Origin of the sequence: Kribbella sp. NPDC000426, from assembly GCF_040300265.1 — a bacterium.
Lineage (GTDB): Bacteria > Actinomycetota > Actinomycetes > Propionibacteriales > Kribbellaceae > Kribbella.
In genome coordinates this window covers 1,513,768-1,539,148 of sequence record NZ_JBEPDK010000001.1, presented here as the reverse complement: position 1 = coordinate 1,539,148, position 25,381 = coordinate 1,513,768, and the positions used below count along the sequence as shown (strand labels likewise).

General features: G+C 68.3%; 29 protein-coding genes. 16 read left to right on the top strand and 13 right to left on the bottom strand.

Features of this window, described 5'->3' with window-relative positions; all coding sequences use genetic code 11:
• Positions 1-11 precede the first annotated feature (11 nt).
• Both ABT313_RS07440 and ABT313_RS07435 read left to right on the top strand, forming a co-directional pair.
• Positions 12-1,667: a glutamate--tRNA ligase gene (locus ABT313_RS07440; protein WP_350849689.1), complete on the top strand. Its 1,656-nt coding sequence runs from the start codon at positions 12-14 to the stop codon at positions 1,665-1,667.
• A 204-nt stretch (positions 1,668-1,871) separates the two neighbouring features.
• A complete protein-coding gene (locus ABT313_RS07435) occupies positions 1,872-2,459 on the top strand; it encodes a L,D-transpeptidase (RefSeq protein ID WP_350849688.1) in 588 nt (195 codons plus the stop codon).
• Positions 2,460-2,488: 29 nt separating this feature from the next.
• On the opposite strand, the gene ABT313_RS07430 is transcribed toward ABT313_RS07435, so the two are convergent.
• Positions 2,489-2,992, bottom strand: coding sequence for a macro domain-containing protein (locus ABT313_RS07430; protein ID WP_350849686.1), 504 nt, complete (start codon positions 2,990-2,992; stop codon positions 2,489-2,491).
• A gap of 141 nt (positions 2,993-3,133) precedes the next feature.
• Between ABT313_RS07430 and ABT313_RS07425 the strand changes: the two genes are divergently transcribed.
• The gene (locus ABT313_RS07425) at positions 3,134-3,874 is read left to right on the top strand and encodes a L,D-transpeptidase family protein (RefSeq protein WP_350849684.1); all 741 of its coding nucleotides are present in this window, start codon (positions 3,134-3,136) and stop codon (positions 3,872-3,874) included.
• Positions 3,875-3,899: 25 nt separating this feature from the next.
• On the opposite strand, the gene ABT313_RS07420 is transcribed toward ABT313_RS07425, so the two are convergent.
• The 3 genes from ABT313_RS07420 to ABT313_RS07410 all read right to left on the bottom strand — a co-directional run bounded on the left by ABT313_RS07420 (position 3,900) and on the right by ABT313_RS07410 (position 5,337).
• The gene (locus tag ABT313_RS07420) at positions 3,900-4,241 is read right to left on the bottom strand and encodes a DUF2516 family protein (protein WP_350849683.1); all 342 of its coding nucleotides are present in this window, start codon (positions 4,239-4,241) and stop codon (positions 3,900-3,902) included.
• Positions 4,242-4,353: 112 nt separating this feature from the next.
• Positions 4,354-4,875 carry a hypothetical protein gene (locus ABT313_RS07415; protein WP_350849681.1) on the bottom strand — a complete coding sequence of 174 codons (522 nt, stop codon included), beginning with the start codon at positions 4,873-4,875 and terminating at the stop codon, positions 4,354-4,356.
• Positions 4,876-4,908: 33 nt separating this feature from the next.
• Positions 4,909-5,337: a helix-turn-helix domain-containing protein gene (locus ABT313_RS07410; protein WP_350849679.1), complete on the bottom strand. Its 429-nt coding sequence runs from the start codon at positions 5,335-5,337 to the stop codon at positions 4,909-4,911.
• Between the two features lie 175 nt (positions 5,338-5,512).
• Between ABT313_RS07410 and ABT313_RS07405 the strand changes: the two genes are divergently transcribed.
• The gene (locus tag ABT313_RS07405) at positions 5,513-6,364 is read left to right on the top strand and encodes an FRG domain-containing protein (protein ID WP_350849677.1); all 852 of its coding nucleotides are present in this window, start codon (positions 5,513-5,515) and stop codon (positions 6,362-6,364) included.
• Between the two features lie 25 nt (positions 6,365-6,389).
• Here the strand turns inward: ABT313_RS07405 and ABT313_RS07400 are convergent, their stop codons facing one another.
• Positions 6,390-7,136, bottom strand: coding sequence for an SDR family oxidoreductase (locus ABT313_RS07400; protein ID WP_350849675.1), 747 nt, complete (start codon positions 7,134-7,136; stop codon positions 6,390-6,392).
• Entirely contained in the window at positions 7,133-8,341 is a 1,209-nt protein-coding gene (locus tag ABT313_RS07395) for a hypothetical protein (RefSeq protein WP_350849673.1), read from the bottom strand. The genes ABT313_RS07400 and ABT313_RS07395 overlap by 4 nt, the downstream gene beginning before the upstream one ends.
• Before the next feature lie 93 nt (positions 8,342-8,434).
• Here ABT313_RS07395 and ABT313_RS07390 point away from each other — a divergent pair, with 93 nt between their 5' ends.
• A complete protein-coding gene (locus tag ABT313_RS07390; protein WP_350849671.1) occupies positions 8,435-9,700 on the top strand; it encodes a metal-dependent hydrolase family protein in 1,266 nt (421 codons plus the stop codon).
• On the opposite strand, the gene ABT313_RS07385 is transcribed toward ABT313_RS07390, so the two are convergent.
• Positions 9,672-10,415, bottom strand: coding sequence for an SDR family oxidoreductase (locus ABT313_RS07385; protein WP_350849669.1), 744 nt, complete (start codon positions 10,413-10,415; stop codon positions 9,672-9,674). The genes ABT313_RS07390 and ABT313_RS07385 overlap by 29 nt on opposite strands.
• A gap of 127 nt (positions 10,416-10,542) precedes the next feature.
• Here ABT313_RS07385 and ABT313_RS07380 point away from each other — a divergent pair, with 127 nt between their 5' ends.
• Genes ABT313_RS07380 through ABT313_RS07365 form a run of 4 tightly spaced genes read left to right on the top strand, consistent with a single transcriptional unit; the run spans position 10,543 to position 13,944 of the window.
• The gene (locus ABT313_RS07380) at positions 10,543-11,421 is read left to right on the top strand and encodes a helix-turn-helix transcriptional regulator (RefSeq protein WP_350849667.1); all 879 of its coding nucleotides are present in this window, start codon (positions 10,543-10,545) and stop codon (positions 11,419-11,421) included.
• A 31-nt stretch (positions 11,422-11,452) separates the two neighbouring features.
• Complete coding sequence (gene mshA, locus ABT313_RS07375; protein WP_350849869.1) at positions 11,453-12,703, top strand: D-inositol-3-phosphate glycosyltransferase; 1,251 nt, start codon at positions 11,453-11,455, stop codon at positions 12,701-12,703.
• Complete coding sequence (locus ABT313_RS07370) at positions 12,700-13,188, top strand: type III secretion system chaperone family protein (protein ID WP_350849665.1); 489 nt, start codon at positions 12,700-12,702, stop codon at positions 13,186-13,188. Before mshA ends, ABT313_RS07370 begins: the two co-directional genes overlap by 4 nt.
• A 9-nt stretch (positions 13,189-13,197) precedes the next feature.
• Positions 13,198-13,944 carry a phosphoglyceromutase gene (locus ABT313_RS07365; protein ID WP_350849663.1) on the top strand — a complete coding sequence of 249 codons (747 nt, stop codon included), beginning with the start codon at positions 13,198-13,200 and terminating at the stop codon, positions 13,942-13,944.
• Positions 13,945-14,178: 234 nt separating this feature from the next.
• Here ABT313_RS07365 and ABT313_RS07360 read toward each other — a convergent pair whose 3' ends face one another.
• From ABT313_RS07360 to phoU, 3 genes are all read right to left on the bottom strand, one after another.
• A complete protein-coding gene (locus ABT313_RS07360) occupies positions 14,179-14,403 on the bottom strand; it encodes a hypothetical protein (RefSeq protein WP_350849661.1) in 225 nt (74 codons plus the stop codon).
• A gap of 640 nt (positions 14,404-15,043) precedes the next feature.
• Entirely contained in the window at positions 15,044-15,988 is a 945-nt protein-coding gene (locus tag ABT313_RS07355; protein ID WP_350849659.1) for a hypothetical protein, read from the bottom strand.
• Between the two features lie 165 nt (positions 15,989-16,153).
• The gene (phoU, locus tag ABT313_RS07350) at positions 16,154-16,861 is read right to left on the bottom strand and encodes a phosphate signaling complex protein PhoU (protein WP_350849657.1); all 708 of its coding nucleotides are present in this window, start codon (positions 16,859-16,861) and stop codon (positions 16,154-16,156) included.
• A 207-nt stretch (positions 16,862-17,068) separates the two neighbouring features.
• Here phoU and ABT313_RS07345 point away from each other — a divergent pair, with 207 nt between their 5' ends.
• The 3 genes from ABT313_RS07345 (at position 17,069) to ABT313_RS07335 (ending at position 20,057) form a co-directional block, all read left to right on the top strand.
• On the top strand, positions 17,069-18,286 hold the full coding sequence (locus ABT313_RS07345) for a sensor histidine kinase (protein ID WP_350849655.1): 1,218 nt from the start codon (positions 17,069-17,071) through the stop codon (positions 18,284-18,286).
• Positions 18,283-18,960, top strand: coding sequence for a winged helix-turn-helix domain-containing protein (locus ABT313_RS07340; RefSeq protein WP_133787236.1), 678 nt, complete (start codon positions 18,283-18,285; stop codon positions 18,958-18,960). The genes ABT313_RS07345 and ABT313_RS07340 overlap by 4 nt, the downstream gene beginning before the upstream one ends.
• Positions 18,961-19,040: 80 nt before the next feature.
• Positions 19,041-20,057, top strand: coding sequence for an iron-siderophore ABC transporter substrate-binding protein (locus ABT313_RS07335; RefSeq protein ID WP_350849653.1), 1,017 nt, complete (start codon positions 19,041-19,043; stop codon positions 20,055-20,057).
• A gap of 92 nt (positions 20,058-20,149) precedes the next feature.
• On the opposite strand, the gene ABT313_RS07330 is transcribed toward ABT313_RS07335, so the two are convergent.
• Complete coding sequence (locus ABT313_RS07330; protein ID WP_350849651.1) at positions 20,150-20,797, bottom strand: hypothetical protein; 648 nt, start codon at positions 20,795-20,797, stop codon at positions 20,150-20,152.
• A 275-nt stretch (positions 20,798-21,072) separates the two neighbouring features.
• Between ABT313_RS07330 and ABT313_RS07325 the strand changes: the two genes are divergently transcribed.
• From ABT313_RS07325 to ispF, 3 genes are read left to right on the top strand one after another with little or no spacing between them, the layout of a single operon-like run.
• On the top strand, positions 21,073-21,558 hold the full coding sequence (locus ABT313_RS07325) for a CarD family transcriptional regulator (protein WP_130446326.1): 486 nt from the start codon (positions 21,073-21,075) through the stop codon (positions 21,556-21,558).
• Between the two features lie 32 nt (positions 21,559-21,590).
• Positions 21,591-22,289, top strand: coding sequence for a 2-C-methyl-D-erythritol 4-phosphate cytidylyltransferase (gene ispD, locus ABT313_RS07320; protein ID WP_350849648.1), 699 nt, complete (start codon positions 21,591-21,593; stop codon positions 22,287-22,289).
• A complete protein-coding gene (gene ispF, locus ABT313_RS07315) occupies positions 22,286-22,756 on the top strand; it encodes a 2-C-methyl-D-erythritol 2,4-cyclodiphosphate synthase (RefSeq protein WP_350849647.1) in 471 nt (156 codons plus the stop codon). Before ispD ends, ispF begins: the two co-directional genes overlap by 4 nt.
• A 24-nt stretch (positions 22,757-22,780) precedes the next feature.
• Here the strand turns inward: ispF and ABT313_RS07310 are convergent, their stop codons facing one another.
• Positions 22,781-23,767, bottom strand: a complete 987-nt coding sequence (locus tag ABT313_RS07310; protein WP_350849646.1) for a nitrilase family protein — start codon at positions 23,765-23,767, stop codon at positions 22,781-22,783.
• 70 nt (positions 23,768-23,837) lie between these two features.
• On the opposite strand from ABT313_RS07310, the gene ABT313_RS07305 reads away from it, so the two are divergent.
• Positions 23,838-24,707 carry a LysR family transcriptional regulator gene (locus tag ABT313_RS07305; protein WP_350849644.1) on the top strand — a complete coding sequence of 290 codons (870 nt, stop codon included), beginning with the start codon at positions 23,838-23,840 and terminating at the stop codon, positions 24,705-24,707.
• Between the two features lie 6 nt (positions 24,708-24,713).
• Here the strand turns inward: ABT313_RS07305 and ABT313_RS07300 are convergent, their stop codons facing one another.
• Complete coding sequence (locus ABT313_RS07300; protein ID WP_350849642.1) at positions 24,714-25,379, bottom strand: hypothetical protein; 666 nt, start codon at positions 25,377-25,379, stop codon at positions 24,714-24,716.
• Positions 25,380-25,381 lie beyond the last annotated feature (2 nt).

Here is a 25,381-nt window from a genome sequence, read left to right as displayed (position 1 = left end):
GACGCCGAGTCATGGTGGACCGCGCGGTTGTCGACGGGCTGTTTCCGCAGGACCTTCCGGAGCCGGAGCACTGGGAGCAGCAGTTCCCCCGGCGTGAGCTTCCGGAGGGGGCGAAGGTCACGCGGTTCGGGCCTTCGCCTACCGGGTTCGTGCACATCGGCGGGATCTACACGGCGATGATCGATCGCGATGTCGCGACCGATTCCAAGGGCGTGTACCTGGTCCGGGTCGAGGACACCGACCAGGCGCGTGAGGTCGAAGGCGCGCTGGAGCAGTTCGACCGCGCGTTCTCCTACTTCCGGATCAGCTCCGACGAGGACCGGCGTCAGGGTGCGTACGGGCCGTACGTGCAGTCGCAGCGTGAGCAGATCTACCTGACCTTCGTGCGGCACCTGCTCCGCCAGGGCAAGGCGTACCTGTGCTTTGCCACCAAGGACGAGCTCGCCGACATCACCGCCCGCCAGCAGGCCGCGAAGGTCCCCACGGGGTACTACGGGAAGTACGCGCTGTGGCGCAACGCGGATCCGGCCGACGTGCAGGCGAAGCTCGACGAGGGTGCGCCGTACGTCGTGCGCTTCCGGGCTCCCGACGACGCCGACGGGCAGCGGACCAGTTTCGTCGACGCGATCCGCGGCCGGCTCGAGCATGAGGCGAACCGCAACGACGCGGTGATCCTGAAGTCCTCGGACCAGTCGCCGCGCCTCCCGACGTACCACTTCGCGCACGCGGTCGACGACCACCTGATGCGGGTGAACCTGGTGATCCGCGGCGACGAGTGGATCTCGTCGGTCCCGCTGCACCAACAGTTGTTCGCGGCGCTGGAGTTCGACCCGATCACGTACGCGCACGTCGCGCCGCTGATGAAGCAGATCCCGGGCGGCAAGCGGAAGCTGTCCAAGCGCAAGGATCCTGAGGCCGGCGTCGACTTCTACATCGGCGCCGGGTACCCGGCCGACGCGGTGCTGTACTACCTGCGCGGCCTGGCCAACGGCCGGCTCGCGGAGATGCCGCTGGCGGATGCGCTGACGACGCCGATCGATCTGGCCCAGTGTGGCGTCGCTGGTCCGCTGGTCGATCTGGTGAAGCTCGAGGACATCAGCGCCGACTACATCGCGACCCTCAGCGGTCAGCAGATCCTCGACGCGGTGCGGGTGTGGGCGACGGAGTACGACGCGGAGCTCGTGCCCGTGCTCGACAACGAGCAGGAGCTCGCGCTGCGGGCGCTCGCGGTCGAGCGCGACGGCGTCGAGAACCCGCGCAAGGACCTGCGCAAGTGGTCGGACTTCCGCTCGGCGTACGGCTTCTTCTTCACCGAGCTGTTCGTCCCCGTCGACGGTCCGACCGACGAGCGCCTGATGCCGCTCGGCGTTGCGCCGGACGTGACCACTGCGTTCGCGGGCGATCTGGTGGCCGGGTACGAGCATCGCGACGACCCGCAGGAGTGGTTCGACCAGATCCGTTCGCTCGCCGCCAAACACGGCTTCGCGCCGAACGCCAAGGAGTACAAGAAGGATCCGGAAGCGTACGCCGGTTCGATCCGCGAGGCCTCGCAGCTCGTGCGCGTCGCGATCACCGGTGCGACGCGGAGTCCCGACCTGCACGCGACGGCGCAGGCCCTGGGCGAGTCCGAGGTGCTGCGTCGGCTGCAGGCGCTGGCCGGCAAGTAACTCCTGTGGCGTAAGTGGCTGCTGGGAAACGCGTAGGGCACGAAGTGGACACGGTGGCTCACAGTGCGCGACCGCAACTACATCGGTGTGATACATAATTCACGGTCGCCGGTGGGGGAAGAAGTTTTGATTCGTTACCAACCAGACGCCATGCGGCGACGTCTGTCTTGTGGAAGCACTCTTTGGGGGAAGGACAAGGGAAACATGGGCATTCTGCGTAAGGTCTGCGCAACTCTGACGGCCGTTGCGTTCGTGGGCGTCGGCGCGCTTTCGGCGACCACTTCGGCTGAGGCCGCGCCCCAGGTTGCGGGGTCGGCGCAGAAGTCGGCGACCGCGCCGAAGCCGGCGGGGCTGCCGCCGAAGGCGGTGACGAAGGCCCCCGCCTCGTCCACCAGCAAGCTCATCGCGAAGTACAAGATCGACCGGCGGTGTGTGACCAAGGGCCGGGTCCTCTGCATCAACAAGAAGACCCGCAAGCTGGTGTACCTGGTGAACGGCAAGCCGATCCAGGTCATGGACGTCCGGTTCGGCGCGATGAAGACGCCGACCCGCAGCGGCGTCTTCAAGGTCTACCGCAAGTCGAAGAACCACGTCTCTTCGCTGTACCACTCGAAGATGCCGTACGCGATGTTCTTCAGCGGCGGTCAGGCCGTGCACTACTCGTCGGACTTCAAGGCCCGCGGCTACAACGGCGCGTCGCACGGCTGCGTGAACGTCCGCGACAAGAACAAGATCGCCTGGGTGTTCGCCCGGGTGCACGTCGGCGACAAGGTTGTCGTCTACAGCAAGTGAGCTGAGCGTTCAGGACAGCGGCCGGGGAGCTACTCCCCGGCCGCTGTCGCGTTCCGGAACGCCTTGTACAGCCGCGGCTCCACCAGACAGAAGGTGCCCTGGGCAACATTTGTCGGCGTACGGCGCAATGTCTCGACCGCGATATCCGCCGCGGACTGCGCGGGCCACCCGTAGATCCCGGCCGAGACCGCGGGCAGCGTCATCGTTTTCACCCCGAGCTCGTCCGCGATCCGCAACGCGTTGCGGTAGCAGGACTCGAGCAGCGCCGGATCCCGCTGCCCGGCGAGATAGTTCGGCCCGACCACATGGATCACGTACGACGCCGGGAGCGCGCCGGCCGTCGTCCACACCGCCGTACCCGTGGGAGTGCCGTTCGGGTACCGCTCGATCAGCTCCGCGAGGATCTCCCGACCGCCGGCCCGATGGATCGCACCGTCGACACCGCCACCGCCGCGCAACGCGTGATGAGCGGCGTTCACGATCGCGTCCACAGGCACCGTAGTGATGTCGGCGGTGCTCAGCACGATCTCCATGAGTGCTTCCTCCGGTACGCTAGGCCAACCAAATGACCGGTGAGGACGTCCTAGAAGTGTAGGGACGTGGTCTGTTCAGAGGGGTGTCCGATGCGTGGGCTGATCATTCGCAAGGTTTTGAGCGGGTTGATCCTGGGCGGCTTGATTGCGACACTCCTGAGTTCTGGAAGTACGGCGACGGCGAGCACGTCCGATCTGAAGACGGTGCCGTTCGAGGTCAGCGGTGAGCTGCCGATCTACCCGAAGGCGCTGTGGAAGAACGGCTCCAGCGGGACGAACGTCCGCAAGGTCGAGGCGCGCCTGGTGCAGCTGAAGCTGCTCGAGAAGAAGTACCTCGACAACGACTACGGCACGATGACCCGGTCCGCGGTGAAGAAGTTCCAGAAATCCAAGGGCATCCCCGAGCTCGGGTACGTCGACCAGAACACGCTGGACCAGCTGGCCAAGGTCACCCACGTACCGACCCAGGCCGAGCTGTACCCGCCGGCGCCGGTGGTGAACGGCAAGAAGCTCGACGCGCGATGCGCGACCGGTGTGGCGCTGTGCATCGACAAGACCACCCGCAAGCTGCGGTATGTCGTCGACGGTGTCGTGAAGATGCAGATGGACGTCCGGTTCGGCGCGGTGAAGACCGCGACCCGGGAGGGCAGCTTCACCGTCGGCTGGAAGAGCCGGAACCACGTCTCGAAGCTGTACGACTCGAAGATGCCGTACGCGATGTTCTTCAGCGGCGGCCAGGCGGTGCACTACTCGTCGGACTTCGCGGCGCGTGGTTACAACGGCGCGTCCCACGGCTGCGTGAACGTCCGTGACCTGGCCAAGATCAAGGTCCTCTTCGACGAGGTCCACGTCGGCGACAAGGTCATCGTCTACCGCTCGTAACGCTCGTACCGCTTGGGCCTTCGGGTCAGAGCGGGCGGGGTCCGCGGCGGCGGCGCAGGCCCCAGCCGCCTCGGCCGCGGCCGGTGGCGGCGCGGAGAGCGGGGCGGGCGTCGACCAGGTAGACGGCGGACGCGACGATGCCGATCAGGCCGAAGAAGCTCAGCCAGCCCTGGAAGAACTGACTCAGCGTGAACACGACCAGGATCAGCACCCAGCCCGGCTTGGTCAGCTTGTCGGCGGCGATGAACACTGCGCGCGGCCGGAACGCCGCGTCGAGCAGCGCGACCAGCTTGAGGACAAGCAGCACCCACCAGATGACCGACAGTGGATCGCCGAACCCGGGGATCAGGTTCTGGAAGGTGATCATGCTATGAGCCTAACGGACAGACCGGGCGGTCCACCTCTGCTGAGTCGCAGCTGTGGACCGCCCGGCGTGGATTCACGCGAACAATCGGTGAATTGTCACCGTCAGTGGTGAGTCAGTCGCCGATCTTGTCGGCGGCGGATCCAGCCGCCTTACCGGCCGCCTTCGCGGTCTTGCGGGCGCTGGTCGCGGTCGCCTTCACGGTGCGGGTCGCGGTCTCGGCCGTCTTCTTCACCGTGGTCCGGGTCGCCTTGGCCTTGCTGACCGTGGCCTTGGCCTGGGTCTCCAGGTCCTCGGTGGCCTGCTGGTGGCGGATCCGCTCGACCAGGTCCTTGCCGCGGCCGGCCAGGTCCTCGTAGGTCTCCTCGGCCTGGCCGAGGACGGTGGTGAAGCCCGCCTGCGCGGTCTTCGGCAGCTCACGCAGCTTGGCCGGAGCGGTCTTCGCGTCGGCGACGATCGCCTCGAAGCGCTTGTTCAGCTCGACCTGGGCCTTGGTGAGCTCGGTCTGCAGGGTCTTCTGGTCCAGCTTGGCGAACCGGGCGGTCACGTCCTCGCTGATCGCGCGGAACTTCTCGACCGCGAGGTCGCCGGCGCCGGCGATCGCGTAGAACGGGGTAACAGGCGTACGGGTAGCCATCAGGCTTCTCCTCGGGGGGTTTTTCAGCAGGTTTCAGTCGGTGGTGCGCTTGCGGGCGGAGGTCTTCTTCGCCGGAGCCTCTTCCGGGGCGGCGTTCTCCCGGACGAACGACGTGTACACGTCCAGCAGGACGCGCTTCTGCCGCTCGTTCAGTGCGGGGTCGAGCAGGACGGCGTCGACCACGCCAGAGGCCTGTCGGCCCTCCTCGTTGTCATCCGGATCGAGGATGCCGGCCCGTACGTACAGCGTCTCCGCGGAGATCCGCAACGCCTTCGCGAGCTGCTGCAGCACCTCGGCCGACGGTTTACGCAGGCCGCGCTCGATCTGGCTCAAGTACGGGTTCGACACACCGGCCAGGTCCGACAACTGCCGCAACGACAACTGCGCTTGCCGCCGCTGCTCGGCGAGGTACTCCCCAACGGAGCCCACCGCCCCAGCCGCCCGATCACTCAACCTGGCCATACCCCCAGTGTGCTAGCAAGCCGCTTGCAATTGCAAGCACCCCGACCGTGAGGCGCCTCACGTGGCCGACCGGTGGAGCGGACTGCTGGGGTGATCAGCGCCGCATCGAGGCCTCGCCCGCACGTCGTGTGACTAGTACGCTCACTGCTTCTGTGATCCAGGGGGGATTGAGCAGATGGAAACGATGGTCGTCCGTAACGTCGGCGAACTAATCGAAGCTGTCGAGCAACTCGCAGGTCCGCGCAGCAGACCGCTGTGGTTTCGCGGGCAGCACGACGCGGAGTGGTCCGTGCAGCCCTCGCTGTTGCGGCCGCGACAGCATTCTGGGCCGTACTCGATCGCTGACGAACGGAATTTCACCCATCGGTTCCGCAGCCGGGCCGCGATCAGATATCCCAATACCCCCGACTATGGCGACCACGCTGGCTGGCTGAGCCTGATGCAGCACTACGGACTGCCCACACGGCTGCTGGATTGGAGCCGCTCTCCCCTGGTGGCGGCGTACTTCGCTCTCGAGCGCTATCTTCCGCGCGACCAAGACGACACTCGGCCAGTGGCTGCAGCAATCTGGGTTTTGGTTCCGCACGCGCTCAACTGGGGCTTGCACGGTCTGGATGTGACGCCGTCCATCAGTTCTGGCGAATGCAGCGCGCTCGTCGCCTCGGCCTTCGGCGACGGGATGCCTCGTCGGCGCTCACGCCGGCGTATGGACGGCGGTCGCATCCGTATCCCTTCCGAAGGTGTGCTGGCGGCGATGGCGTCAGAAACCGATCTGCGCATGTTCGTACAGCAGGGGTGCTTCACCATCCACGCCCGAGAGCAGGGTCAACTGGATCGGCTACATGGCGCCGACGATTTCTTGTTTCGCCTGGTTATTCCGGGGCACGCAGTACAGCAGTTCGCGCGACAGGTCGGGATCTGTGGCTATCGGCCAGGCGACATCTATCCCGACCTCGAACACCTCGCCAGTGAGTTGAGGGGGCAGTACCCGCCCAACACCGTCTACGGAATCAAAGGACTTATCTGACCCGCCCATCGTCCGTTCCTCCTGGCTACTGCTCGCGGAAGACCTTGTGTTGGGCGGCCTGGGCGCGGGGGCGGACTGTGATGCGGTCGAGGTTCACGTGCGACGGGCGGGTGGCGACGTACGCGACGATGTCGGCGATGTCGTCAGCGGTGAGGGGCTCGCGGACGCCGGCGTACACGGCGTCGGCCTTGGACTGGTCGCCGCCGAAGCGGGTCAGGGCGAAGCCTTCGCTCTGCACCATGCCGGGGGCGATCTCGGTGACGCGGACCGGCTGGTCCCAGAGCTCGAGGCGCAGGGTGTCGACGACGGCCTTCGCGCCGTGCTTGGCGGCGACGTATCCACCGCCGCCTTCGTAGGCGACCTGGCCGGCGGTCGAGCCCATCACGATGATCGTGCCGCGGCCGGCGATAAGGGCCGGGAGCAACGACTTGGTGACGGCCGCGACGGCGATCACGTTCACCTCGTACATCCGGCGCCAGGCGTCGAGGTCAGCGTCGGCGACCGGCTCGAAGCCGAACGCGCCGCCGGCGTTGTTCACCAGCACCTGCAGCTGGTCGCCGACGGCTGCGGTCAGCGCGGCGACGTCGTCGGCCGAGGTGACGTCGCACTGGACGGCGCGGCCGTCGATCTCCTTGGCCAGCGCCTCGATCCGGTCGAGCCGCCGCGCGGCGCAGATGACCTCGAACCCGGCCCGGGCGAGGTACCGCGCCGACGCGGCTCCGATCCCACTGCTAGCACCGGTCACCACGGCAAGAGGACGCTCGGAAGTCATAGCCCGAGTCTCTCAAACCCACCGGCCAGGTCCGTGGGCTGTCTCAGTCCTCCCCGGCTCGCCATACCAAACCGTTTGGTATGGCGAGCCCTCAGGAGCGGGCGGCCGGGGCCGGCGGGGTTGGGCCGGGTCGGCTGGGTGGGCAGAGTCGGCTGCGTCGGCTGGCCGCCTGACCGGCCTCGATCCGGTGCTGGCCGGGTCGGCTGGGTGGGCTGGGTGGGCTGGGTGGCGTCGAGTGGCTCGGGTGGTTGGGGCGGCGTGGTGCGGTGGGCGGTGGTGACGACGGCGGTCAGGGCTACGAGGGTGATTGCGGCAACGCCGGCCAGCATGCTGAGCGTTTTCGTGTCTGGGTGGATGAGGGACTGGCCGCGGAAGGCTTGCACCGTCACGGTTGCCATCAGGCCGGCGTACGCGAAGGCGGCGACGCCGATCAGGCGGGCGCGGATGCGTTCGGGGCGGAGCCACGCGACGCGGCGGGCGAGGAGGTGCAGGACGAGCAGGGTGATGAGCAGGAAGTGGATCGCGTGCAGGCCGACGAAGTGCGGGATGCGCAGGTCGCCGCCAACCGTGCTCCAGTGCGTGAGCGGCATGCCGGGACCACCAGGCTCGACGCCGATTCCGTGGCTGCCGGCGAGCGTGACCGGGTGGCCGTACGCGTCGGTGACCTGCTCGCGGCCGCTGTGCGAGCCGACCAGGTAGAACGCGATCGCCATCCCCGCGACCGCCAGGCCGAGGCCGACCCGGATGGCGCGGTTCAGCGGGGCATCGCCGACGCGCTGGAACAGCAGCATGATCGCGACCACCAGGCTCGCGCCGAACAGCCCGAGTACGCCGGACATGAAGACCTTCTGCCCGACCTGGTTGAACGTGTCGGTGTTGTCGTTGAAGTGGCTGAACGTTCCCCGCGCGGCCTGTACGGCGATGAACCCGACGTCGACGATCCCGGTGACCGCGAACACCGTGCCGGTCCACCACCCGAGGCGCCTCGCCTTCCGCAGCTTCGACAGCAGCCAGGCCAGCGTCGCGCCGTACAGGACGAACGCGATGCCGAACTTGAACGGCTTGAGCCAGACGGACTCGTTGAGGATCTCCCGGTTGTCGACCGCGAGGCCGATCCCCGACGCGACGACGAGACCCATCATGGCGAGCACCATCAGCATCAGAGGACGGTGCCAGGACTTGGCTTGCTCGAGGACTGTACGCATGTGATCCATGCTTTCGGCGCGGAGACGTCAACGCAGTGGGGCGAATCCGCCAACGCAGGTAGGGATAGACCCACCCTGAGAGAGACTCCGGGTATGACCAGGGTTGCGTTGCGGGCCGAGCGGATCTTCGACGGTGAACGGGTTCTCGAGGAGAACGTCGTACTGGTGGACGGCGCCCAGGTGGTCGATGTCGTCAGGGATGCCCCGTCGGACTGGGCGGTTCGCGACGTGCCCGGTGGGACGATCCTGCCGGGGCTGGTCGACGCGCATGTCCACCTGACCGCGGACGGCGGGGTCGGTGCCTTGGATCGGCTCGGTGTATCGCCTGCCGAGGCGGCGACGAGCGAGTACGCCGAGGCCATCGGCGCCACGATCGAGCAGTCGCTCCGGATCCACCTCGCCGCCGGCGTCACCACCGTCCGAGACCTCGGCGACCCCCACGACGCCGTACTCCGCTGGCGGAACGCCGCAACTCCCAGCCGAGCCGCAACTCCCGGCCGAGCCGCAACTCCCGGCCGAGGAGCGGCTCCGGGCTTGCCTACCGTGGTTGCTTCGGGTGCTCCGCTGACGAGCGTTCGTGGGCATTGCTGGGCTTTCGGCGGTGAGGTCTCCGGACCCGACCAGATGCGTGCCGCCGTACAAACACGAGCCGAGCGCGGCGCGGACGTCATCAAGATCATGGCCAGTGGCGGCGTCCTCACCCCCGGCACAGACACGATGAGCCCGCAGTTCAGCGTCGAAGAACTGCAGGCCGCCACCGACGCAGCTCACGACCTCGGCCTGCCCATCACCGCCCACGCCCACGCGTTGACCGCAGTCCAACAGGCCTTGAGCGTCGGCGTCGACGGGATCGAGCACTGCACCTGCCTGACTCCGCAAGGCGCAGTCGTCGACGACGAGCTCGGCCGTGCGCTCGCCGCATCCGGAATCGCCGTCTGCGGCACGCTCGGCTCGGACCGCTCGATCGTCGTACCGCCCGCAGTCCTCGAGCTAGCGGTGAAGGCCGGGATCGGGGAGGCCATCCTGCAAGAGGCCGTACGCCGGCTCTACACCGCAGGAGTCCGGCTGGTCGCCGGCTCCGACGGCGGCATCGGCCCTGCGAAACCGCACGGTCTCCTGCCTGCCACGCTCGCGGAGTACGTCGAGGCCGGCATCCCACCCATCGCCGCCCTCACAGCGGGTACGTCGTCCGCCGCCGACGCGCTCCGCGTCCAGAAAGGGCGCATCCGACCCGGTGCGGACGCCGATCTCCTCGTCATACCGGGCGATCCGACCGAAGACATCGCAACGTTGGCCACCCCAACGGCTGTCTACCTGGCCGGCCAGGACGTCACGCCTGACGCGTCGGCAGCGCGATGATCTGACGCAAGTTGACCGCACGCCGCCGGCTCACCGCGAACGTCACCACGTCCGCGATGTCCTCCGCGGCAAGCGGCCCGATCTGCTCGTTCATCGACGCGATCAGATCCTGACCGCTGCTGTCGAGGTGCGTCGCGAGCTCGGTGTCGGTCAGCCCCGGCTCGACGTTCGTCACGCGGACGTCGTACGGCGCGAAGTCCGCGCGGAGCGACGCCGACAGCTGGGTCAACGCAGCCTTGGTCGCCCCGTACACGGCGTACCCGGGGAAGACCACGTGTGCGCCGATCGACGAGATGTTCACCAGGTCGGCGGTCCTCCCTTTGCCGGCGGCCGAGAGCAGGTCGGGCGTGAACGCCTGGACCAGCCGCAGTACGCCGGTCACGTTGGTGTCGATCATCCGGGTCCAGTCGTCGAGTCGGCCGTCCTGGATCGGTGCGGCCAGCATCACGCCGGCGGCGTTCACGACGAGATCAGGCCGACCCAGCCGGTCGTGGATCTGCTGGACACCGGCATCGACCGAGGCCTGCGACGTGACGTCGAGGCTGACGCCGATCGTCCGCGGCCCGAGTTTGCCGGCCAGGTCGTCGAGCCGGTCCTGCCGCCGCGCTACCAGCGCGACCGACGCGCCCGCATCGGCCAATTGGGTGGCGATCGCAGCCCCGATTCCGCTTGCGGCGCCGGTGACGACGGCAACGCGGCCGGTGAGATCAGTCATGGTGTTCCTCCAGGTTTCGGTTGATGTCACCGATCCTGGAGCGGTCGCCGAGGCTTACCCAGGTGTCTGTCAAGCCTGGTTCTGGCAGGACCAGGTTGCGTTCCGGGCCGCCCTGGATACTGGAGGCATGGATCGTCGAGCGGAGCTGACCGAGTTCCTCAAGTCGCGCAGGGCCCGGGTACAGCCCGAGGACCTGGGGCTGAAGGTGTTCAACGGCCGCCGCCGCGTCCCTGGGCTGCGTCGCGAGGAGCTGGCGCAGGCGGCCGGGGTGAGCGCCGACTACTACGTCCGGTTCGAGCAGGGCCGGGCCGAGAACGTGTCCCAGGAGATCCTCGACGCGGTCGCCGACGTACTGCGTCTGACCGACGACGAACGCAAACACCTTGCCCTGCTGGCGAAACCGGCCCGGCGCAAGGCACGACGCCGTACGGCGGAACGCATGCGGCCCGGCCTGCAACGGCTGCTGGACTCGATGCCCGACGTACCGGCGTTCGTCCTGGGCCGGCGCATGGACGTGATCGGGTGGAACCGACTGGCGGCGGCCCTGATTGCGGACTTCGACAGTCTGGAGCTGAAGGATCGCAACATCCCGCGCATGGTGTTCCTCGACCCGGCGACGCGTGACTTCTACCCGCAGTGGGAGGCAGTCGCGGACGAGACCGTCGGCTACCTGCGGATGTACGCCGGCCGCTACCCCGACGACCCGGAGCTCGCCGAGCTGGTCGGTGAGCTGTCGATCCGCAGCCCGGAGTTCCGCGAGCACTGGGCGCGGCACGACGTGAAGGACAAGACCTTCGGTACCAAGACGCAGCACCACCCGATCGTGGGGGACATCACTGTGCAGTACGAGACGCTGCAGCCACCGGGCGAACCGGACCAGCTGCTCGTCACCTACACCGTCGAGCCAGGATCGACCTCCGAGCAGAATCTCCGCCTGCTCGCCAGCTGGACCGCAGCGGATAGGGAGAACTCCCGATTCCCGGCCGAGACCCCGGAGTTACCCTGACCCCGTGAAGAAACCCCTCCGGCGGGTCGCGATGATCAGCCTGCACACGTCGCCGCTCGACCAGCCGGGGACGGGGGACGCCGGCGGGATGAACGTGTACGTGGTCGAGCTGTCCAAGCAGCTCGCCGGTCTCGGGATCGAGGTCGACGTGTTCACCCGCGCGACCGCGTCGGTGCTCCCGGCGCGCGTCGAGCTGCTGCCGGGCGTAGTGGTCCGCAACGTCGCCGCCGGACCGTACGAAGGCCTGACCAAGAACGAGCTCCCGTCCCAGCTGTGCACCTTCGCCCGAGCCGTACTGCGCGCCGAGGCGATCCACGAGCCCGGCTGGTACGACGTGATCCACTCGCACTACTGGCTGTCCGGCCAGGTCGGCCTGCTCGCCCGCGACCGGTGGGCGGTCCCGCTGGTGCACACCATGCACACGATGGCCAAGGTCAAGAACGCCAGCCTCGCGGAGGACGACGTACCGGAACCGCCTGCGCGCTTGCTGGGCGAGGAGCAGGTGGTCGAGTCCGCGGATCGGTTGCTGGCCAACACCTCGGACGAGGCGCGAGAACTGATCGAGCTGTACGGCGCTCCGCCGGCGAAGGTCGGCGTCGTGAATCCTGGCGTGGATCTCGAGCTGTTCAGCCCGGGTTCGCAGGCAGCGGCCCGGGCTGAGGTCGGCCTGCCGGAGGATGCAGTCGTACTGGCGTTCGTCGGGCGGATCCAGCCGTTGAAGGCGCCTGACCTGCTGATCCGGGCGGCAGCGCGGATGCTGGAGCGGGATCCTTCGCTGCGCTCGCGGCTCGTGGTGGCGATCATCGGCGGGCCGTCGGGGAACGGGATGGAGCATCCCGAGTCGCACGCCGAGTTGGCGCGGGCGCTCGGTATCGAGGATGTGACCCGGTTCGTGAAGCCGATGGAGCGGGCGCGGCTGGCCTCGTGGTACCGCGCGGCCTCGGTCGTCTGCGTTCCGTCGTACTCGGAGTCCTTCGGGCTGGTTGCCTTGGAGGCGCAAGCCTGCGGTACGCCGGTTGTCGCGGCGGCCGTGGGCGGTCTGAGTACGGCGGTGGTGGACGGGCGGACCGGGTACCTCGTGCGCGGGCACCGGGTCGACGACTTCGCCGACGCGCTGGCCCGGATCGCGACGGATCCGGCCACTCGCGAGAGCATGAGCACCGCGGCGGTCAAGCACGCGCAGGGGTTCGGCTGGGAGGTGACCGCCCGGAAGACGTTGGCGGCGTACGGGACGGCAGCGGACACGATGGCGGCGGAGATCGCCGCGGAGGTGGCCGGGTGAGAGTTGCAGCGGCGGACGTGATCCGCCAGGTGCTGACCGAGAACGAGCTCGAGTTCACCGAGGCGTCCCCGGGCGCGTTCTCCGCGGATCTGCCAGGTGAGCGGAAGCTGAAGACGACGGTCACGCTGACCGTGGGGCCGCAGGCGGTTCAGGTGCACGCGTTCGTGGCCCGGCACCCGGACGAGAACCACGAGGCCGTGTACCGCTGGCTGCTCGAGCGGAACCTGAAGATGTACGGCGTCGCGTTCGCGGTCGATCATCTCGGCGACATCCACCTGGACGGGCGCGTCCCGCTGCACGCGATCACGCCGACCGAGGTGGACCGGCTGCTCGGCGCCGTACTGGAATATGCCGATACGTCGTTCAACACGATCCTCGAACTGGGCTTCGCGTCGTCCATCCGGCGCGAGTACGAGTGGCGGGTCGCGCGCGGTGAATCGACCCGAAACCTGGACGCTTTCAAGGGCTGGCTGGAGCCTCGGTAGTCTGAGCGCATGACCTATCGCCTGATCCTGCTCCGCCACGGCACGAGCGACTGGAACGCCAAGAATCTCTTCACCGGCTGGGTCGACGTCGACCTCAACGCCGGCGGTGTCGAGGAGGCCCAGCGGGGCGGTGAACTGCTGCGCGACCGCGACCTGCTCCCTGACGTCGTTCACACCTCCGTGCTGACCCGGGCGATCCGCACCGCGAACATCGCGCTCGAGGTCGCCGACCGCCAGTGGATCCCCGTCCGGCGCTCCTGGCGGCTGAACGAGCGGCACTACGGCGGTCTGCAGGGCAAGGACAAGAAGCAGACCCTCGAGGAGCTCGGCGAGGAGCAGTTCATGCTGTTCCGCCGCTCGTACGACACCCCGCCGCCGGCGATCGAGCGCGGCTCGGAGTACGACCAGGCCGGCGACCCGCGGTACGCCGGACTCCCGTCCGAACTGCTGCCCGCGACCGAGTGCCTCAAGGACGTCGTCGAGCGGATGCTGCCGTACTGGTACGACGCCATCGTCCCCGACCTCCGCGCCGGCAAGACGGTCCTGGTCGCCGCGCACGGCAACTCGTTGCGCGCCCTGGTCAAGCACCTCGACAACCTCGACGAGCAGACCGTCGTCGGCCTCAACATCCCGACCGGCATCCCCCTGTACTACGAACTCGACGACGACTTCAACCCGCTCACAACCGGCGGCGAATACCTCGACCCCGAAGCCGCCAAAGCCTCCATCGAAGCCGTCAAAAACCAGGGCCGCTAACCCCACCCCGCCAGCCGCGCCAAAGGCCACACCTTCGGCGCGGCTGTTCTGCTACCCGGGCTTCGCCGGGGAGCGAGACCCGAGCCAAGCGCCCGTCCCGGCCCAGACGGCTCCCGGGAAAAGATCATGCCTTCGGCTGGCTGTGTTGTTGCCCGCTTCGCCGGAGAGCAGGAGCGCTCGACCGGCACGTGTTCCGGTGTGGGCGATTGCCGGGGGCTGTCGCCGTACCGCGGCTTACACGCCTGGGTCGAGGTGCTTGGCGCGGAGTTGGGTCAGGCGGGCCTGGAGGGTGGGGTGGTCGGCCAACGCTTCTGCGTTGGCTTCGAGCAGGTCGCGTTCGGTCCGGAGGAGGTCTTTCATCCGGCGCTCGACCGCTGCCAGGTGGGCCTTCAGCTCGGTTGGGGTCAGGGCAGAGACGTCGGTGTTGACCAGGCGGTCGGTCTCGGAGGCGTCTGTCATGCGGCGACGATATCCGCCGCCCCCAGCAGCGAGTAGCCCCCGGCAACCATCCAACCGCCCGACTCCGCCGGCCCGACCTCACCAAGCCCCTCAACCGGCCATCGCTCATAACCTCGCGTCCATAGGCGGTTGTTTCACCGCTTGCACGAAATAACACGGACGCCGGCAAATGACCCGCTCTGACATCACCGCCTCCCGCTGCGGATGGTCAAGCGAGGCCGGGCCCCTCAGATGGTGGGTTGACCCCCAAGATTCTTGCGGCCGAACCCACCATGAGCGGGCTTGACCCCTCAGATTGCGTACGGCGATGCGCGGGGCGGCCGGTTGGGTGGGCGGCGGGGCCGATTCAGCTGTTGTGCTGAGGGCTTGGTTCGCGGGCGGATGCGGTCTCCGGCGGAGCCGGCAACAGGACCGCCGCGCTGTAGGCGCGTCGTTGCGGGCTCGGGTGGTTGCGCCGGGATCTCGGCTTGGCGGTGCGTTTCGTGCTCCGGTGGGCGGGATCAGTTGTTGCGGTGGAACGTCGGCGGGGTGGCCGAATGCGCTCTCCGGCGGAGCCGGCAACAAGACTGTCGCGCCGTAGGCGTGTCCTTTTATGCAAAACAGCCCTCGGCGACCTGCCGAGGGCTGTTTTAGTGGGTGGTTACTCGCCTACGAGTTGGTCGTAGTACGAGGTCTCGCGGACGGTGTCTACGCCGTTGAAGGTGACGTCGGGGATTGTGCCGTAGCCGGTCAGGGCGGTGGCGGCGCCGTTTGCCTTGCTCATGGCGTACAGGGTGCCGGTCTGGGTGTTGTTGTCGACGCCCACGATCAGCAGCCCGCCGCGGGTGCCGCAGTTCTCGACGACGAGGGACTCGAAGTTCTGCCAGCCGCCGGTGCGGATCCGCTTGAGGATCGGCTTGGTCGTGGCGGCGACCGGGATCCGCACGCTCCACAGTGCGCCGGCCGTGGTCGTCATCAGCAGGGTGTCGTACGCCGCGTTCTCGCTGATCACGGTCATCGTCTTGAATCCCTTGAAGCCCGGGAACGAGCCGTACGACTTGATGCCGGCGCCGGCGATCGCGTACCGGTACAGGCTGCCGTTGCTGTTCAGGCCGTACAGGAACTGGTGGCGGGCGTTGTAGGTGTTCAGGTTCGACGTGGCGATCGTCTTGAAGCTGGTCCAGCCGCTGCCGACCTTCTTGAACGTCGCGAGCGGGGCCCGGCCGTCCTCGTAGATGTAGGTCGTGTGCCGGTACAGGTTCCCGCCCTGCAGCAGGAGGCCGTAGTAGTAGAACTGGGTGAGCGCGGCGTTCGACGCCAGGTACCACGTCGCGTTGGCGCGGGTTCCGACGAACTTGAACGCGTCGTACTGCAAAGCCTCCGGCGGCCGTCCGGCGATCACGTCGGCCTCCGACACGGTGCCCGTCGCGCCCGGGAAGGCGGTCGAGATCAGGCAGGCCGAGCCGGCCTTGGTGGTGTTCGTCTGCTTGGTCCGGTCGGACCAGGGCTTCGAGCCGGTCGTACCGGCGGTGGCCGGCGCGGACACGACGGACGCAGCGAGCAGGCCCATCCCGGCCATCGCGAGGGCGAGTCGTTGCAGTCTCATGGGCGGATCCTCTTTCAGGAGAAGTCTTTCAGGTCACTCCTCGTCCCATCGCAGGCCGAACACCCGGCGTTACATCGGGAACCGTACGTGACCAGATCGAGACATCCCTTGAAAACGAACAACCCCCGGCAACCGACCAAATGGTTGCCGGGGGCTACCGAAAACTCAGTTGCCGTTCGGGTTGGGTGCGGAGGCGCCGGCGCCGGAGCCGGCCGCGGTGCCGCCGATGGCGACCGGGAGCTCGCCGGTGACCAGGTAGACGACCCGGCGGGCCATCGCTACCGCGTGGTCGGAGATGCGCTCGTAGTAGCGGCTGAGCAGGGCCATGTCGACGGCCACCTCGACGCCGTGCGGCCACTCGTCGTCCATCATCAGGCGGAACTGGTTGGAGCGGAGCTTGTCCATCTCGTCGTCGCTGGCCTCGAGCTTGCCGGCGGCCTCGACGTCGCGGGACGCGATCACGTCACCGGCCGCGTCGACCATCTTGCCGGCGACCGAGCCCATCGACTCGATCACGTCGTGCAGCTCGGTGGGGATCGCGGGAGCCGGGTAGCGCATCCGGGCGATCTTCGAGACGTGCGCGGCCAGGTCGCCCATCCGCTCCAGGTCGGCGACCATCCGCAGCGCGGCGACGAGCATCCGCAACTCGTTGGCGACCGGCGACTGCCGGGCCATCAGCTCGAAGACCTTCTCCTCCACGCCTTCGCCGGCGGCATCGAGCTGGATGTCGGCCGCGATGACCTCTTCGGCCCGGCGGATGTCGGCCTCCAGCAGCGCGGAGGTCGACCGGCGTACGGCGGTGGACACCGTCCGCGTCATCCGTTCCAGTTCGGCGAGGATGTCGTCGAGCTGCTCGTGGTAGGTGTCGCGCATTGTGTTCGATTCCGATCTGTGGTGTCCGATACCGCCCTGGACGAGGTCGGCAGCACAGGTCCCGTACCCGTCCAGAGGTGACCGTATGCCGTCGAGGTTGCCGGACGGCGACGAGTGGTGAACGACCGATGAACAGTTAGGTCGTGTCCCGGTCATCCGGTGCTCATTCGGTCTTTCCCTGCTGGTTGCCCGCGTAGCATCGTTGCCGTGGACCCCACGCTGGCTGCGGTGCTGGGCGGCGTCATCGGCGCGGCCCTGGCTCTGCTTTCGCTCGGTGCGATGATGCTTTCCGAGCGGGCCCAGCGCAAGATCCCGGAGACCTCGGACCCGATCGTCCCGGCCGGCGTCGCCACGGTCCTGTCCGTACTGCGCTCCTCGGCGGTCGTGATGGGCCCCGAGGACCAGGTCCTGCAGGCCAGCGCCCCGGCGCACGTGCTCGGCATCGTCCGCGGTGAGCGGCTGGTGGTCGACGACATCCTGACGATGGTCCGGCAGGTCCGCCGGGACGGCGAGATCCGCCAGCAGGACCTCGAGATCGTCCGCGGCCGGCTCGGCGCCACGCAGTACGTGAGCGCCCGGGTGGCCCCGCTGGGCAGCCAACTGGTGCTGGTGCTGGTCGAGGACCGGACCCGGGAGCGCCGGCTGGAGGCGATCCGGCGGGACTTCACCGTCAACGTCAGCCACGAGCTCAAGACCCCGGTCGGCGCGCTGATCCTGCTCGCCGACGCGGTCTCGGAGGCCTCCGACGACCCGGAGGCGGTGCAGCGGTTCTCGGACCGGATGCGGATCGAGGCCTCCCGGCTGAGCCGCCTGGTCAAGGAGATCATCGAGCTGTCCCGGTTGCAGGGCGACGACCCGCTGGAGAACCCAGGCCCGGTCGACGTCAACGGGATCATCGAGACAGCGGTGGACCGGTGCCGGATCGACGCCGACGACCGCGACATCAAGATCGTGGTGAAGACCGAACCGGACCTCGAGGTGATGGGCAGCGAGGACCAGCTCGCGATGGCGATCGGCAACCTGGTCGAGAACGCCATCAACTACAGCCCGGACGGCACCCGGGTCGCGGTCGCCGCGCACCCGATCGGCGACCTGGTCGAGGTGACCGTGTCCGACCAGGGCGTCGGCATCCCCAGCAGCGACCTGGAGCGGGTCTTCGAGCGCTTCTACCGGGTCGACCGGGCCCGCAGCCGCGAGACCGGCGGTACCGGGCTCGGCCTGTCGATCGTCAAGCACATCGCCTCCATCCACGGGGGCGACGTCCGGGTGTGGAGCGTCGAGGGCCAGGGCTCCACCTTCACCGTGAGACTCCCGCTGCGGCTCGAACCCGCGCCGGGCCAGACCGACTCCTCCAGCCAGGAGGAGCCGGCCGTCCCCCTGACGCCTACCCCGTCAGGTCAGATCGCAAAGGAGACAGCTTCGTGACCCGAGTGCTGGTCGTCGAAGACGAAGAGAGCTACAGCGACGCGCTGTCGTACGTGCTGCGCAAGGAAGGGTTCGAGGTCGCCGTCGCGGAGACCGGGCCCGATGCGCTGGACGAGTACGACCGCGCCGGTGCGGACATCGTCCTGCTCGACCTGATGCTGCCGGGTCTGTCCGGCACGGAGGTCTGCCGGGCGCTCCGCAGCCGGGGCAACGTCCCGGTGATCATCGTGAGCGCCAAGGACACCGAGGTCGACAAGGTCGTCGGGCTCGAGCTGGGCGCGGACGACTACGTGACCAAGCCCTACAGCCCGCGCGAGCTGCTCGCCCGGGTGCGCGCCGTACTGCGTCGTGGGCAGGACGTCGAGCTGCTTCCGGACACGCTCGAGGCAGGCCCGGTCCGGATGGACGTCGAGCGGCACGTGGTGACGGTGTCCGGGACCGAGATCCGGCTGCCGCTGAAGGAGTTCGAGCTGCTCGAGATGCTGCTGCGGAACACCGGCCGGGTGCTCACCCGCGGTCAGCTGATCGACCGGATCTGGGGCGCCGACTACGTGGGCGACACCAAGACCCTCGACGTACACGTGAAGCGGCTGCGCTCCAAGCTCGAGAAGGACCCGTCGAACCCGCAGCACCTGGTCACCGTGCGTGGCCTGGGCTACAAGTTCGAGTCCTGAGTCACACCCCTCGCAGGTCGCGACGGCCTGGGAGGTTAGCTTAGGCTCTCCTTAGTTGAGGCAATCTAAGGAGAGTCATCATGTCCTGGTCCCGTACGCGGGTCGTCAGCGCGGTCACGACCGTGCTGCTCGCCACGACCACGCTCGCCGCTTGCGGCAGCGACGGCGACAAGCAGGCCGAGACGGCCGATTCGTCACAGTCCGGGTTCCCGGTCACGCTGAAGAACACGTTCGGTGACACCACCATCACCAAGAAGCCGGAGCGGATCGTCACGCTCGGCTGGAACGCGCAGGACGTCGTCTACGCGCTGGGCGAGACCCCGGTCGGGATGCCGAAGGTCACCTACGGGCCGACCCCCGACGGCGTCACCGCGTGGGACGCGGACAAGTTCGACAAGTCGAAGACGACGCTGCTCGACACCGGGGACAAGTACCCGTTCGAGAAGATCGCGGCGCTCAAGCCCGACGTCATCCTGGCACCGTACGAGGGGTTCGACGAGGCGACGTACAAGACGCTGAGCGGGATCGCGCCGACCGTCGCGTACCCGGGGGCGCCGTGGCAGACCACCTGGCAGGACCAGACGCTGCTCGTCGGTGAGGCGCTCGGCCGGAAGGCCGACGCGGAGAAGCTGATCACCGGCATCGAGGACAAGATCAAGCAGGTCGCCGCCGAGCACCCTGAGTTCAAGGACAAGACGATCACGGTCGGCTCGTTCGGCGCGGACAACTACGTCTACATGCCGGGCGACCCGCGGGTGCAGATCCTGAACGAGATGGGCTTCAAGAACGCGCCGGGTGTGGAGGCGCTGGAGAAGACCAACACCAAGAAGGAGTTCTCGCTCGCGATCTCCAAGGAGAAGGTCGTCGACGTCGACGCCGACGTGCTGATCGCGTACGTCGACGGGATCGGTACGCAGAAGTTCCTGTCCGACCCGGTCTACTCGGCGCTGCAGGCGGTCAAGAGCGGCGGGGCGTACGCCGTGCAGGACCAGCAGGTGATCTCCGGGATGAGCGCGGTCAGCGTGCTCAGCGTCCCGTGGGTGCTGGACAAGATGCTCCCGGGCCTGTCGAAGGCGGCATCGGCGAGCAAGGGCTGAGCTTGTACGGCGGGCCTCGGCCACCGGTTCGCCGTACGAAGAAGAACGGGCCGTCCCGCGCCGGGGCGGCCCGTTCTGTATGGACCTAGGACCTACTCGTTCCCGACCGGGGAGGGGGAGTAGTGGTTGTCGGTGAGGACCGGGACGTACGCCGAGACCGGTGCGGCGTTGCCGAACGTGATCGTCACGTTGACCATCTGACCCGGCTTCGCGCCGGTGACGATGATCGCCGGGCCGGCGTCCTCCGCGCCCGGGGTCGGGGCCGACGGTGTGTCGGTCGGCGTCGCCGAGGGGGTCCCGGACGGGGTCGCGCTCGGCGTGGCCCCGGCCTCGGCGATCGGCGGGGTGTCGGTGCCCGGCAGCCGGAGCGCGGTGTGCGGCGCCAGGTCGATCGGCTCGGTCAGGCCCTCGAACTTCACGTCGGTCGGCTGGTCGGAGCCCGCCTGGCCGTCCTGGGTCCCGGCTGCCGCCTGGGTGATGCCGACCAGCGTGTCGGCCTCGTCACCGTCGTTGACGATCACGCTGTGCAGTTCGCCCTTGCCGTCGGCATCGGCCAGCACCAGCATGTTGCGGACCTTGAGCTGGCCGGACTCGAAGTTCGTGCCCTCGGCGGCCTGGTACGGCTGCAGGGTCGGCGCATCGAAGCTCGCGCTGCACGCCGCCAGCGCGATACTGAGAGTGGCGGCGGCACTCGCCAGCGCAGTACGCCGGGCGAACCGCGAGGACAACGTGATCGGCACTGGAATCCCTCTCGTGCAAGCTGATTCGACACTGTCTACGACAGTTCGTGACGCCGTCAGGCGGCCGCCTCCGGCGCCCCAAAGCGTAGCCCTCGGGCTCCCCGGGCCCGACGGCGGGATGCCCCCGGAGGGGGCGGTAGGCAACTGCTCGCGCGCGTACGAGGCACGCACGAGAGCGTTTGTCAAGGCGAGAAGTGGGCCCTGACCAGCGCAAACGCCAGAACCGGACCACCGGCCGCGTGGTAGGATAGATCTTGGAAAGGGGCACTTCACACATGACTTTCACAGTCGGCGAGACGGTTGTTTACCCCAATCACGGAGCGGCCGTCATCGAGGACATCGAGACCCGTCAGATCAAAGGTGAGGACAAGACCTATCTGGTCTTGAGGATCGTCGCTCAGAACGACCTGGTCGTCCGGGTCCCCGCGTGCAACCTCGATCTTGTCGGCGTGCGTGACGTCGTGGATCAGGCCGGCCTGGAGCGCGTCTTCGACGTGCTGCGTGCACCGCACACGGAGGAGCCGACCAACTGGTCGCGTCGTTACAAGGCGAACCTGGAGAAGCTGCACTCCGGTGACGTGCTGAAGGTGGCAGAGGTCGTCCGCGACCTGTGGCGCCGTGAGCGTGACCGCGGTCTGTCCGCCGGTGAGAAGCGGATGCTGGCGAAGGCTCGCCAGATCCTGGTCTCCGAGCTGGCCCTGGCCGAGCACACCAACGAGGACAAGGCCGAGGCCATCCTCGACGAGGTCCTCGCCTCCTAGGACTGTTGAGACAGTCCGAGTTGCAGTTCTGAATGACTAGCGCGGTCGTGATTCCCGCGGCCGGGTTAGGGCTGCGGCTCGGTGGACAGACACCGAAGGCATTTCGAGAGGTCGGTGGCGATTCGCTGCTGGTCCACGCGGTGCGTGGGCTGAAGGCAGCGACCGCCGCCGACCTCAGCTGTTTCGTGGTCGCCGTGCCGCCGGGTGCCGAGGAGAGCGTCACCAAGGAGCTCGAGCCGTACGTCGGGGACGCGCAGCTGCTCGTCGTCGCCGGTGGCGCCGAGCGACCCGATTCGGTCCGGGCTGCCCTGGACGTGGTCCCGGTCGACGGGATCGACTGCATCCTGGTGCACGACGCGGCCCGGGCATTCGTGCCGGCCGATGCGATCGAGCGGGTCGTCGCGGCGGTCCGCGCCGGCGCCGACGCCGTCGTACCGGTGGTGCCGGTGACCGACACGATCAAGCGGGTCGGGCCGAACGGCGAGGTCGTCGACACGCCCGACCGTTCGACGTTGGTCGCCGTCCAGACACCGCAAGGGTTCGCCCCGGAGGTACTGCGTCGCGCGCACGCGGCCGGCGCCGATGCCGGCGTCACCGACGACGCGATGATGTGCGAGCGGCTCGGGGTCACGGTGCAGACGGTCGAAGGCTCGCCGGACGCCTTCAAGGTGACCCGCCCGCAGGACCTGCTGCTCGCCGAGGCGTTGCTGGCGGAGAGGCGGCTCGGATGAGGATCCCGCGAGTCGGCAACGGTATCGACGTACATCCGTTGGAGGACGGCCGTCCGATGTGGCTGGCCGGGCTGCACTGGCCGGACGAGGCGGCCGGGCTGTCCGGTCATTCCGACGGCGACGCGGCCGCCCATGCCATCTGTACTGCGTTGCTCACGGCAGCGAAGCTGGGCGACCTCGGCTCGAACTTCGGCACCGCCGAGCCCGAGTGGGCCGGCGCGGCCGGGGTCGCGCTGGTCGCGGAGGCCGCGCGCCGGGTCCGGGCCGCCGGGTTCGAGATCGGGAACGTCGCGGTGCAGATCGTCTGCAACCGGCCCCGGATCGGCACCCGCCGCGAGGAAGCCGAGAAGGTGCTCTCGGCTGCCTGTGACGCGGAGGTGTCGGTGAGCGCGGCAACGACAGACGGCCTCGGCTTCCCGGGGCGAGGCGAGGGCATCGTCGCTCTCGCGACCGCCCTCATCTATTGATCCTTGAGCACCCGCCAACCGTCTTCAGACGCTGTCTGTGGTTGGCGGGTACTCAAAGTCGACCGGGTCCGGGGAGAAGCGGGCAGCTCGGGGATCCAGCTCGTTGCCTTGGCGTTGGGTGAGCGGGGTGTAGAGCTCCGGCCGTCGGCCCCGGAGCCAACGCCGACCGGTTGCCAACGGCACCAGATCCAGGTCGAGGTCGGCGACCACCACGGCCTCGGCAGGCACGGGTGTCTCGGCGACGATCCGGCCGTACGGGTCGAGGATCATCGCGTTCCCGGTGCGAAGTTCGTCGTCGTCCTTCCCGACACCGTTGCTGAACAGGACGAACATGCCGTTGTCATGCGCCCGCGCCGGTAGCCATCGCATCAGCCAGCCGCGCCCGCTCGGCCCGTTGAACGCCGCCTCGATCCGCGCGCGATCCCCGCTCTCCCAGACCTCCAGCGGGATCGGCTTCATCCCGTGCGGGCTGCGCGAATTCGTGCCGCCGGTCTGGTGCGGCGCGATCAGAACCGTTGCACCGAGCAACGCAGTGATCCGGACGTTCTCGACGAGGTTGTTGTCCCAGCAGATCAGTACGCCGGCGCGGAAGCCCCAGGGCGTGTCGAACACCGTGTACGACGACCCGCTCGCGATCTGCTCGTGCTCGAACGCATGCAGCTTCCGGTGCACGTGGACGGACCCGTCCGGCAGGCACACGGCGTACGCGTTGAACAGGATGCCCTCGGCGAGCTCGAGGAAGCCGACGCCGATGCCGGCCTCGAGTTCCTTGGCCAGGGCAAGGACCCGCGTGACCAGCGGTCCGTCGGTCGGCTCGGCCAACTCGTGCAGCCGCTCGGGCGTGTGCCGGCGGAGATGCCAGTAGCCGAGCAGGCACAGTTCGGGGAACACGACCAGCCGCGCTCCGTCGGCGACCGCCGTACGGGCCAGTCGCCCGATGGTGGCGAGGTTGGTCGCGGGCTGGTCAGGGGTCGGCTCGAACTGGACGACGGCGGCGCGGAAGGACGTCATACGCCCATCGAAACGCCGAGCGGTCTATGACGTCCAATAGCTGTTCGGGGCGATTCCATATCCTGGGGTTATGGATCTCCGTCTGCTCCGGGCGTTCGTCACGGTGGCCAGGCTGCGGAACTTCGGTGCCGCGGCCGAGGAGTTGTCGACCAGTCAGCCGGCGCTGACCAAGCAGATCCAGGTGCTGGAGCGTCGGGTCGGTGCGGTGCTGTTCAGCCGGGGCCGGCATGGCGCCCGGCTGACCCCGGCCGGGGAACTGCTGCTTCCTGACGCTCTGGAGTTGCTCGACCGGTCCGAGGCCTTCGAACGGCGGGCCGCGCAGGTCGCGTCCGGGGCCGAGGGATCGCTGGCGATCGGATTCGGACTGTCCGGTATCGAGTTGGCTCCGAAGGCCGTCGCACTGTTCCGGAGCCGGTGGCCGGGAGTGACGATCTCGCTCGAGGACATGTCGTCGTCGGTGCAGTGTGAGCGATTGCTGGCCGGGAGTCTGCAGATCGGGTTCGTCCGGTTGCCGGTGCCGGCCGGTCTCGAACACCTTCGGTTACGACGGGATCGGCTGACGCTCGCGGTCCCGGCCGGGCAGAATCTTCCCCGCGACCTGGTCCACTGGATCGACTCCCGCCCGTTGATCCGGCTGACCCCCTCGCGGGGACCGGGCCTCGCGGCGCAGATCAACAGTCTGTACGCCGAGCTTGGTTGCCACCCGCAAGTACTTCAGGAAGCCGGTGATCTACAGACCGTGCTCGCTCTGACCGCAGCCGGAGCGGGGCCGGCCGTCGTACCGCAGTCTGCTGAGCGGATCGCGCCGCCGGAGGTCCGGCTGGTGCCGCTGCCGGGACGCGCGGCCACCTGGTGGATCGGGACTGCCTGGGCGACCAGGACGCCACTGACCGAACGCTTCGTGAAGGCTGCCGTCGAGGTGGCCCGGCAGGCCGGCTGAGGCTGCCTATGGGCCGGAGCTGAAGCCCGGGTTCACGACGTGCCGGACATTGCCGTGCAGGCGGCGGTTGTGGACGGCCGCGGCCGCGATGATGCCGGCGGCAACGAGCAGGCAGAGGATGCCGCCGACGAGATCCGCGGTCACGTTCTCCTCGCCGACGAACTCGGGCTGCAGTACGCCGTGCTTGTCGAGGATGACCGGGACCGTGCCGCCGGGGAAGTCGTGCGAGCCGTGCTTGGTGAAGTCGTAGCTGTGACCGTTCGGGCAGTCTGCCGTGAACTCGTACACCGGGTCGCCGTCGTACCCGCGGACGTGGCAGGTGATCGTCGTACCGATCTGGGAGAGCGCGACCGGCGTCGGCGTCATCACAAACGGCACCGCGGCGAGTCCGCCGGCCAGCGCCCCGAAGTACCCGAAGTTGCCGCCGCCCAGCGTCGCGACGCCCATCACCAGGAAGCCGACGCCCAGAACCAGCACGAGGACCGACAGCACGATGTCGTGCGGCGGGAACGTGTACAGCCCACCGGCCGCGACCAGCAGCACCCAGCCCAGCACGATGTGATGCCAGGTCGGCCCCTTCGGCGACCCCGGCCGCCGCAGATGACGCCCGGCGACGATCACGATCACGATGATCGCCGCCATCCCACCGAAGAACTCGATACCGATCCGCATCG

Bases quoted from the DNA above. Each gene is read 5' to 3' on its own strand.
- ABT313_RS07440 (WP_350849689.1), top strand. From the start codon at position 12: ATGGTGGACCGCGCGGTTGTCGACGGGCTGTTTCCGCAGGACCTTCCG.
- ABT313_RS07435 (WP_350849688.1), top strand. From the start codon at position 1,872: ATGGGCATTCTGCGTAAGGTCTGCGCAACTCTGACGGCCGTTGCGTTC.
- ABT313_RS07430 (WP_350849686.1), bottom strand. From the start codon at position 2,992: ATGGAGATCGTGCTGAGCACCGCCGACATCACTACGGTGCCTGTGGAC.
- ABT313_RS07420 (WP_350849683.1), bottom strand. From the start codon at position 4,241: ATGATCACCTTCCAGAACCTGATCCCCGGGTTCGGCGATCCACTGTCG.
- ABT313_RS07415 (WP_350849681.1), bottom strand. From the start codon at position 4,875: ATGGCTACCCGTACGCCTGTTACCCCGTTCTACGCGATCGCCGGCGCC.
- ABT313_RS07410 (WP_350849679.1), bottom strand. From the start codon at position 5,337: ATGGCCAGGTTGAGTGATCGGGCGGCTGGGGCGGTGGGCTCCGTTGGG.
- ABT313_RS07405 (WP_350849677.1), top strand. From the start codon at position 5,513: ATGGAAACGATGGTCGTCCGTAACGTCGGCGAACTAATCGAAGCTGTC.
- ABT313_RS07400 (WP_350849675.1), bottom strand. From the start codon at position 7,136: ATGACTTCCGAGCGTCCTCTTGCCGTGGTGACCGGTGCTAGCAGTGGG.
- ABT313_RS07395 (WP_350849673.1), bottom strand. From the start codon at position 8,341: ATGCGTACAGTCCTCGAGCAAGCCAAGTCCTGGCACCGTCCTCTGATG.
- ABT313_RS07390 (WP_350849671.1), top strand. From the start codon at position 8,435: ATGACCAGGGTTGCGTTGCGGGCCGAGCGGATCTTCGACGGTGAACGG.
- ABT313_RS07385 (WP_350849669.1), bottom strand. From the start codon at position 10,415: ATGACTGATCTCACCGGCCGCGTTGCCGTCGTCACCGGCGCCGCAAGC.
- ABT313_RS07380 (WP_350849667.1), top strand. From the start codon at position 10,543: ATGGATCGTCGAGCGGAGCTGACCGAGTTCCTCAAGTCGCGCAGGGCC.
- mshA (WP_350849869.1), top strand. From the start codon at position 11,453: ATGATCAGCCTGCACACGTCGCCGCTCGACCAGCCGGGGACGGGGGAC.
- ABT313_RS07365 (WP_350849663.1), top strand. From the start codon at position 13,198: ATGACCTATCGCCTGATCCTGCTCCGCCACGGCACGAGCGACTGGAAC.
- ABT313_RS07360 (WP_350849661.1), bottom strand. From the start codon at position 14,403: ATGACAGACGCCTCCGAGACCGACCGCCTGGTCAACACCGACGTCTCT.
- ABT313_RS07355 (WP_350849659.1), bottom strand. From the start codon at position 15,988: ATGAGACTGCAACGACTCGCCCTCGCGATGGCCGGGATGGGCCTGCTC.
- phoU (WP_350849657.1), bottom strand. From the start codon at position 16,861: ATGCGCGACACCTACCACGAGCAGCTCGACGACATCCTCGCCGAACTG.
- ABT313_RS07335 (WP_350849653.1), top strand. From the start codon at position 19,041: ATGTCCTGGTCCCGTACGCGGGTCGTCAGCGCGGTCACGACCGTGCTG.
- ABT313_RS07325 (WP_130446326.1), top strand. From the start codon at position 21,073: ATGACTTTCACAGTCGGCGAGACGGTTGTTTACCCCAATCACGGAGCG.
- ispD (WP_350849648.1), top strand. From the start codon at position 21,591: ATGACTAGCGCGGTCGTGATTCCCGCGGCCGGGTTAGGGCTGCGGCTC.
- ispF (WP_350849647.1), top strand. From the start codon at position 22,286: ATGAGGATCCCGCGAGTCGGCAACGGTATCGACGTACATCCGTTGGAG.
- ABT313_RS07310 (WP_350849646.1), bottom strand. From the start codon at position 23,767: ATGACGTCCTTCCGCGCCGCCGTCGTCCAGTTCGAGCCGACCCCTGAC.
- ABT313_RS07305 (WP_350849644.1), top strand. From the start codon at position 23,838: ATGGATCTCCGTCTGCTCCGGGCGTTCGTCACGGTGGCCAGGCTGCGG.
- ABT313_RS07300 (WP_350849642.1), bottom strand. From the start codon at position 25,379: ATGCGGATCGGTATCGAGTTCTTCGGTGGGATGGCGGCGATCATCGTG.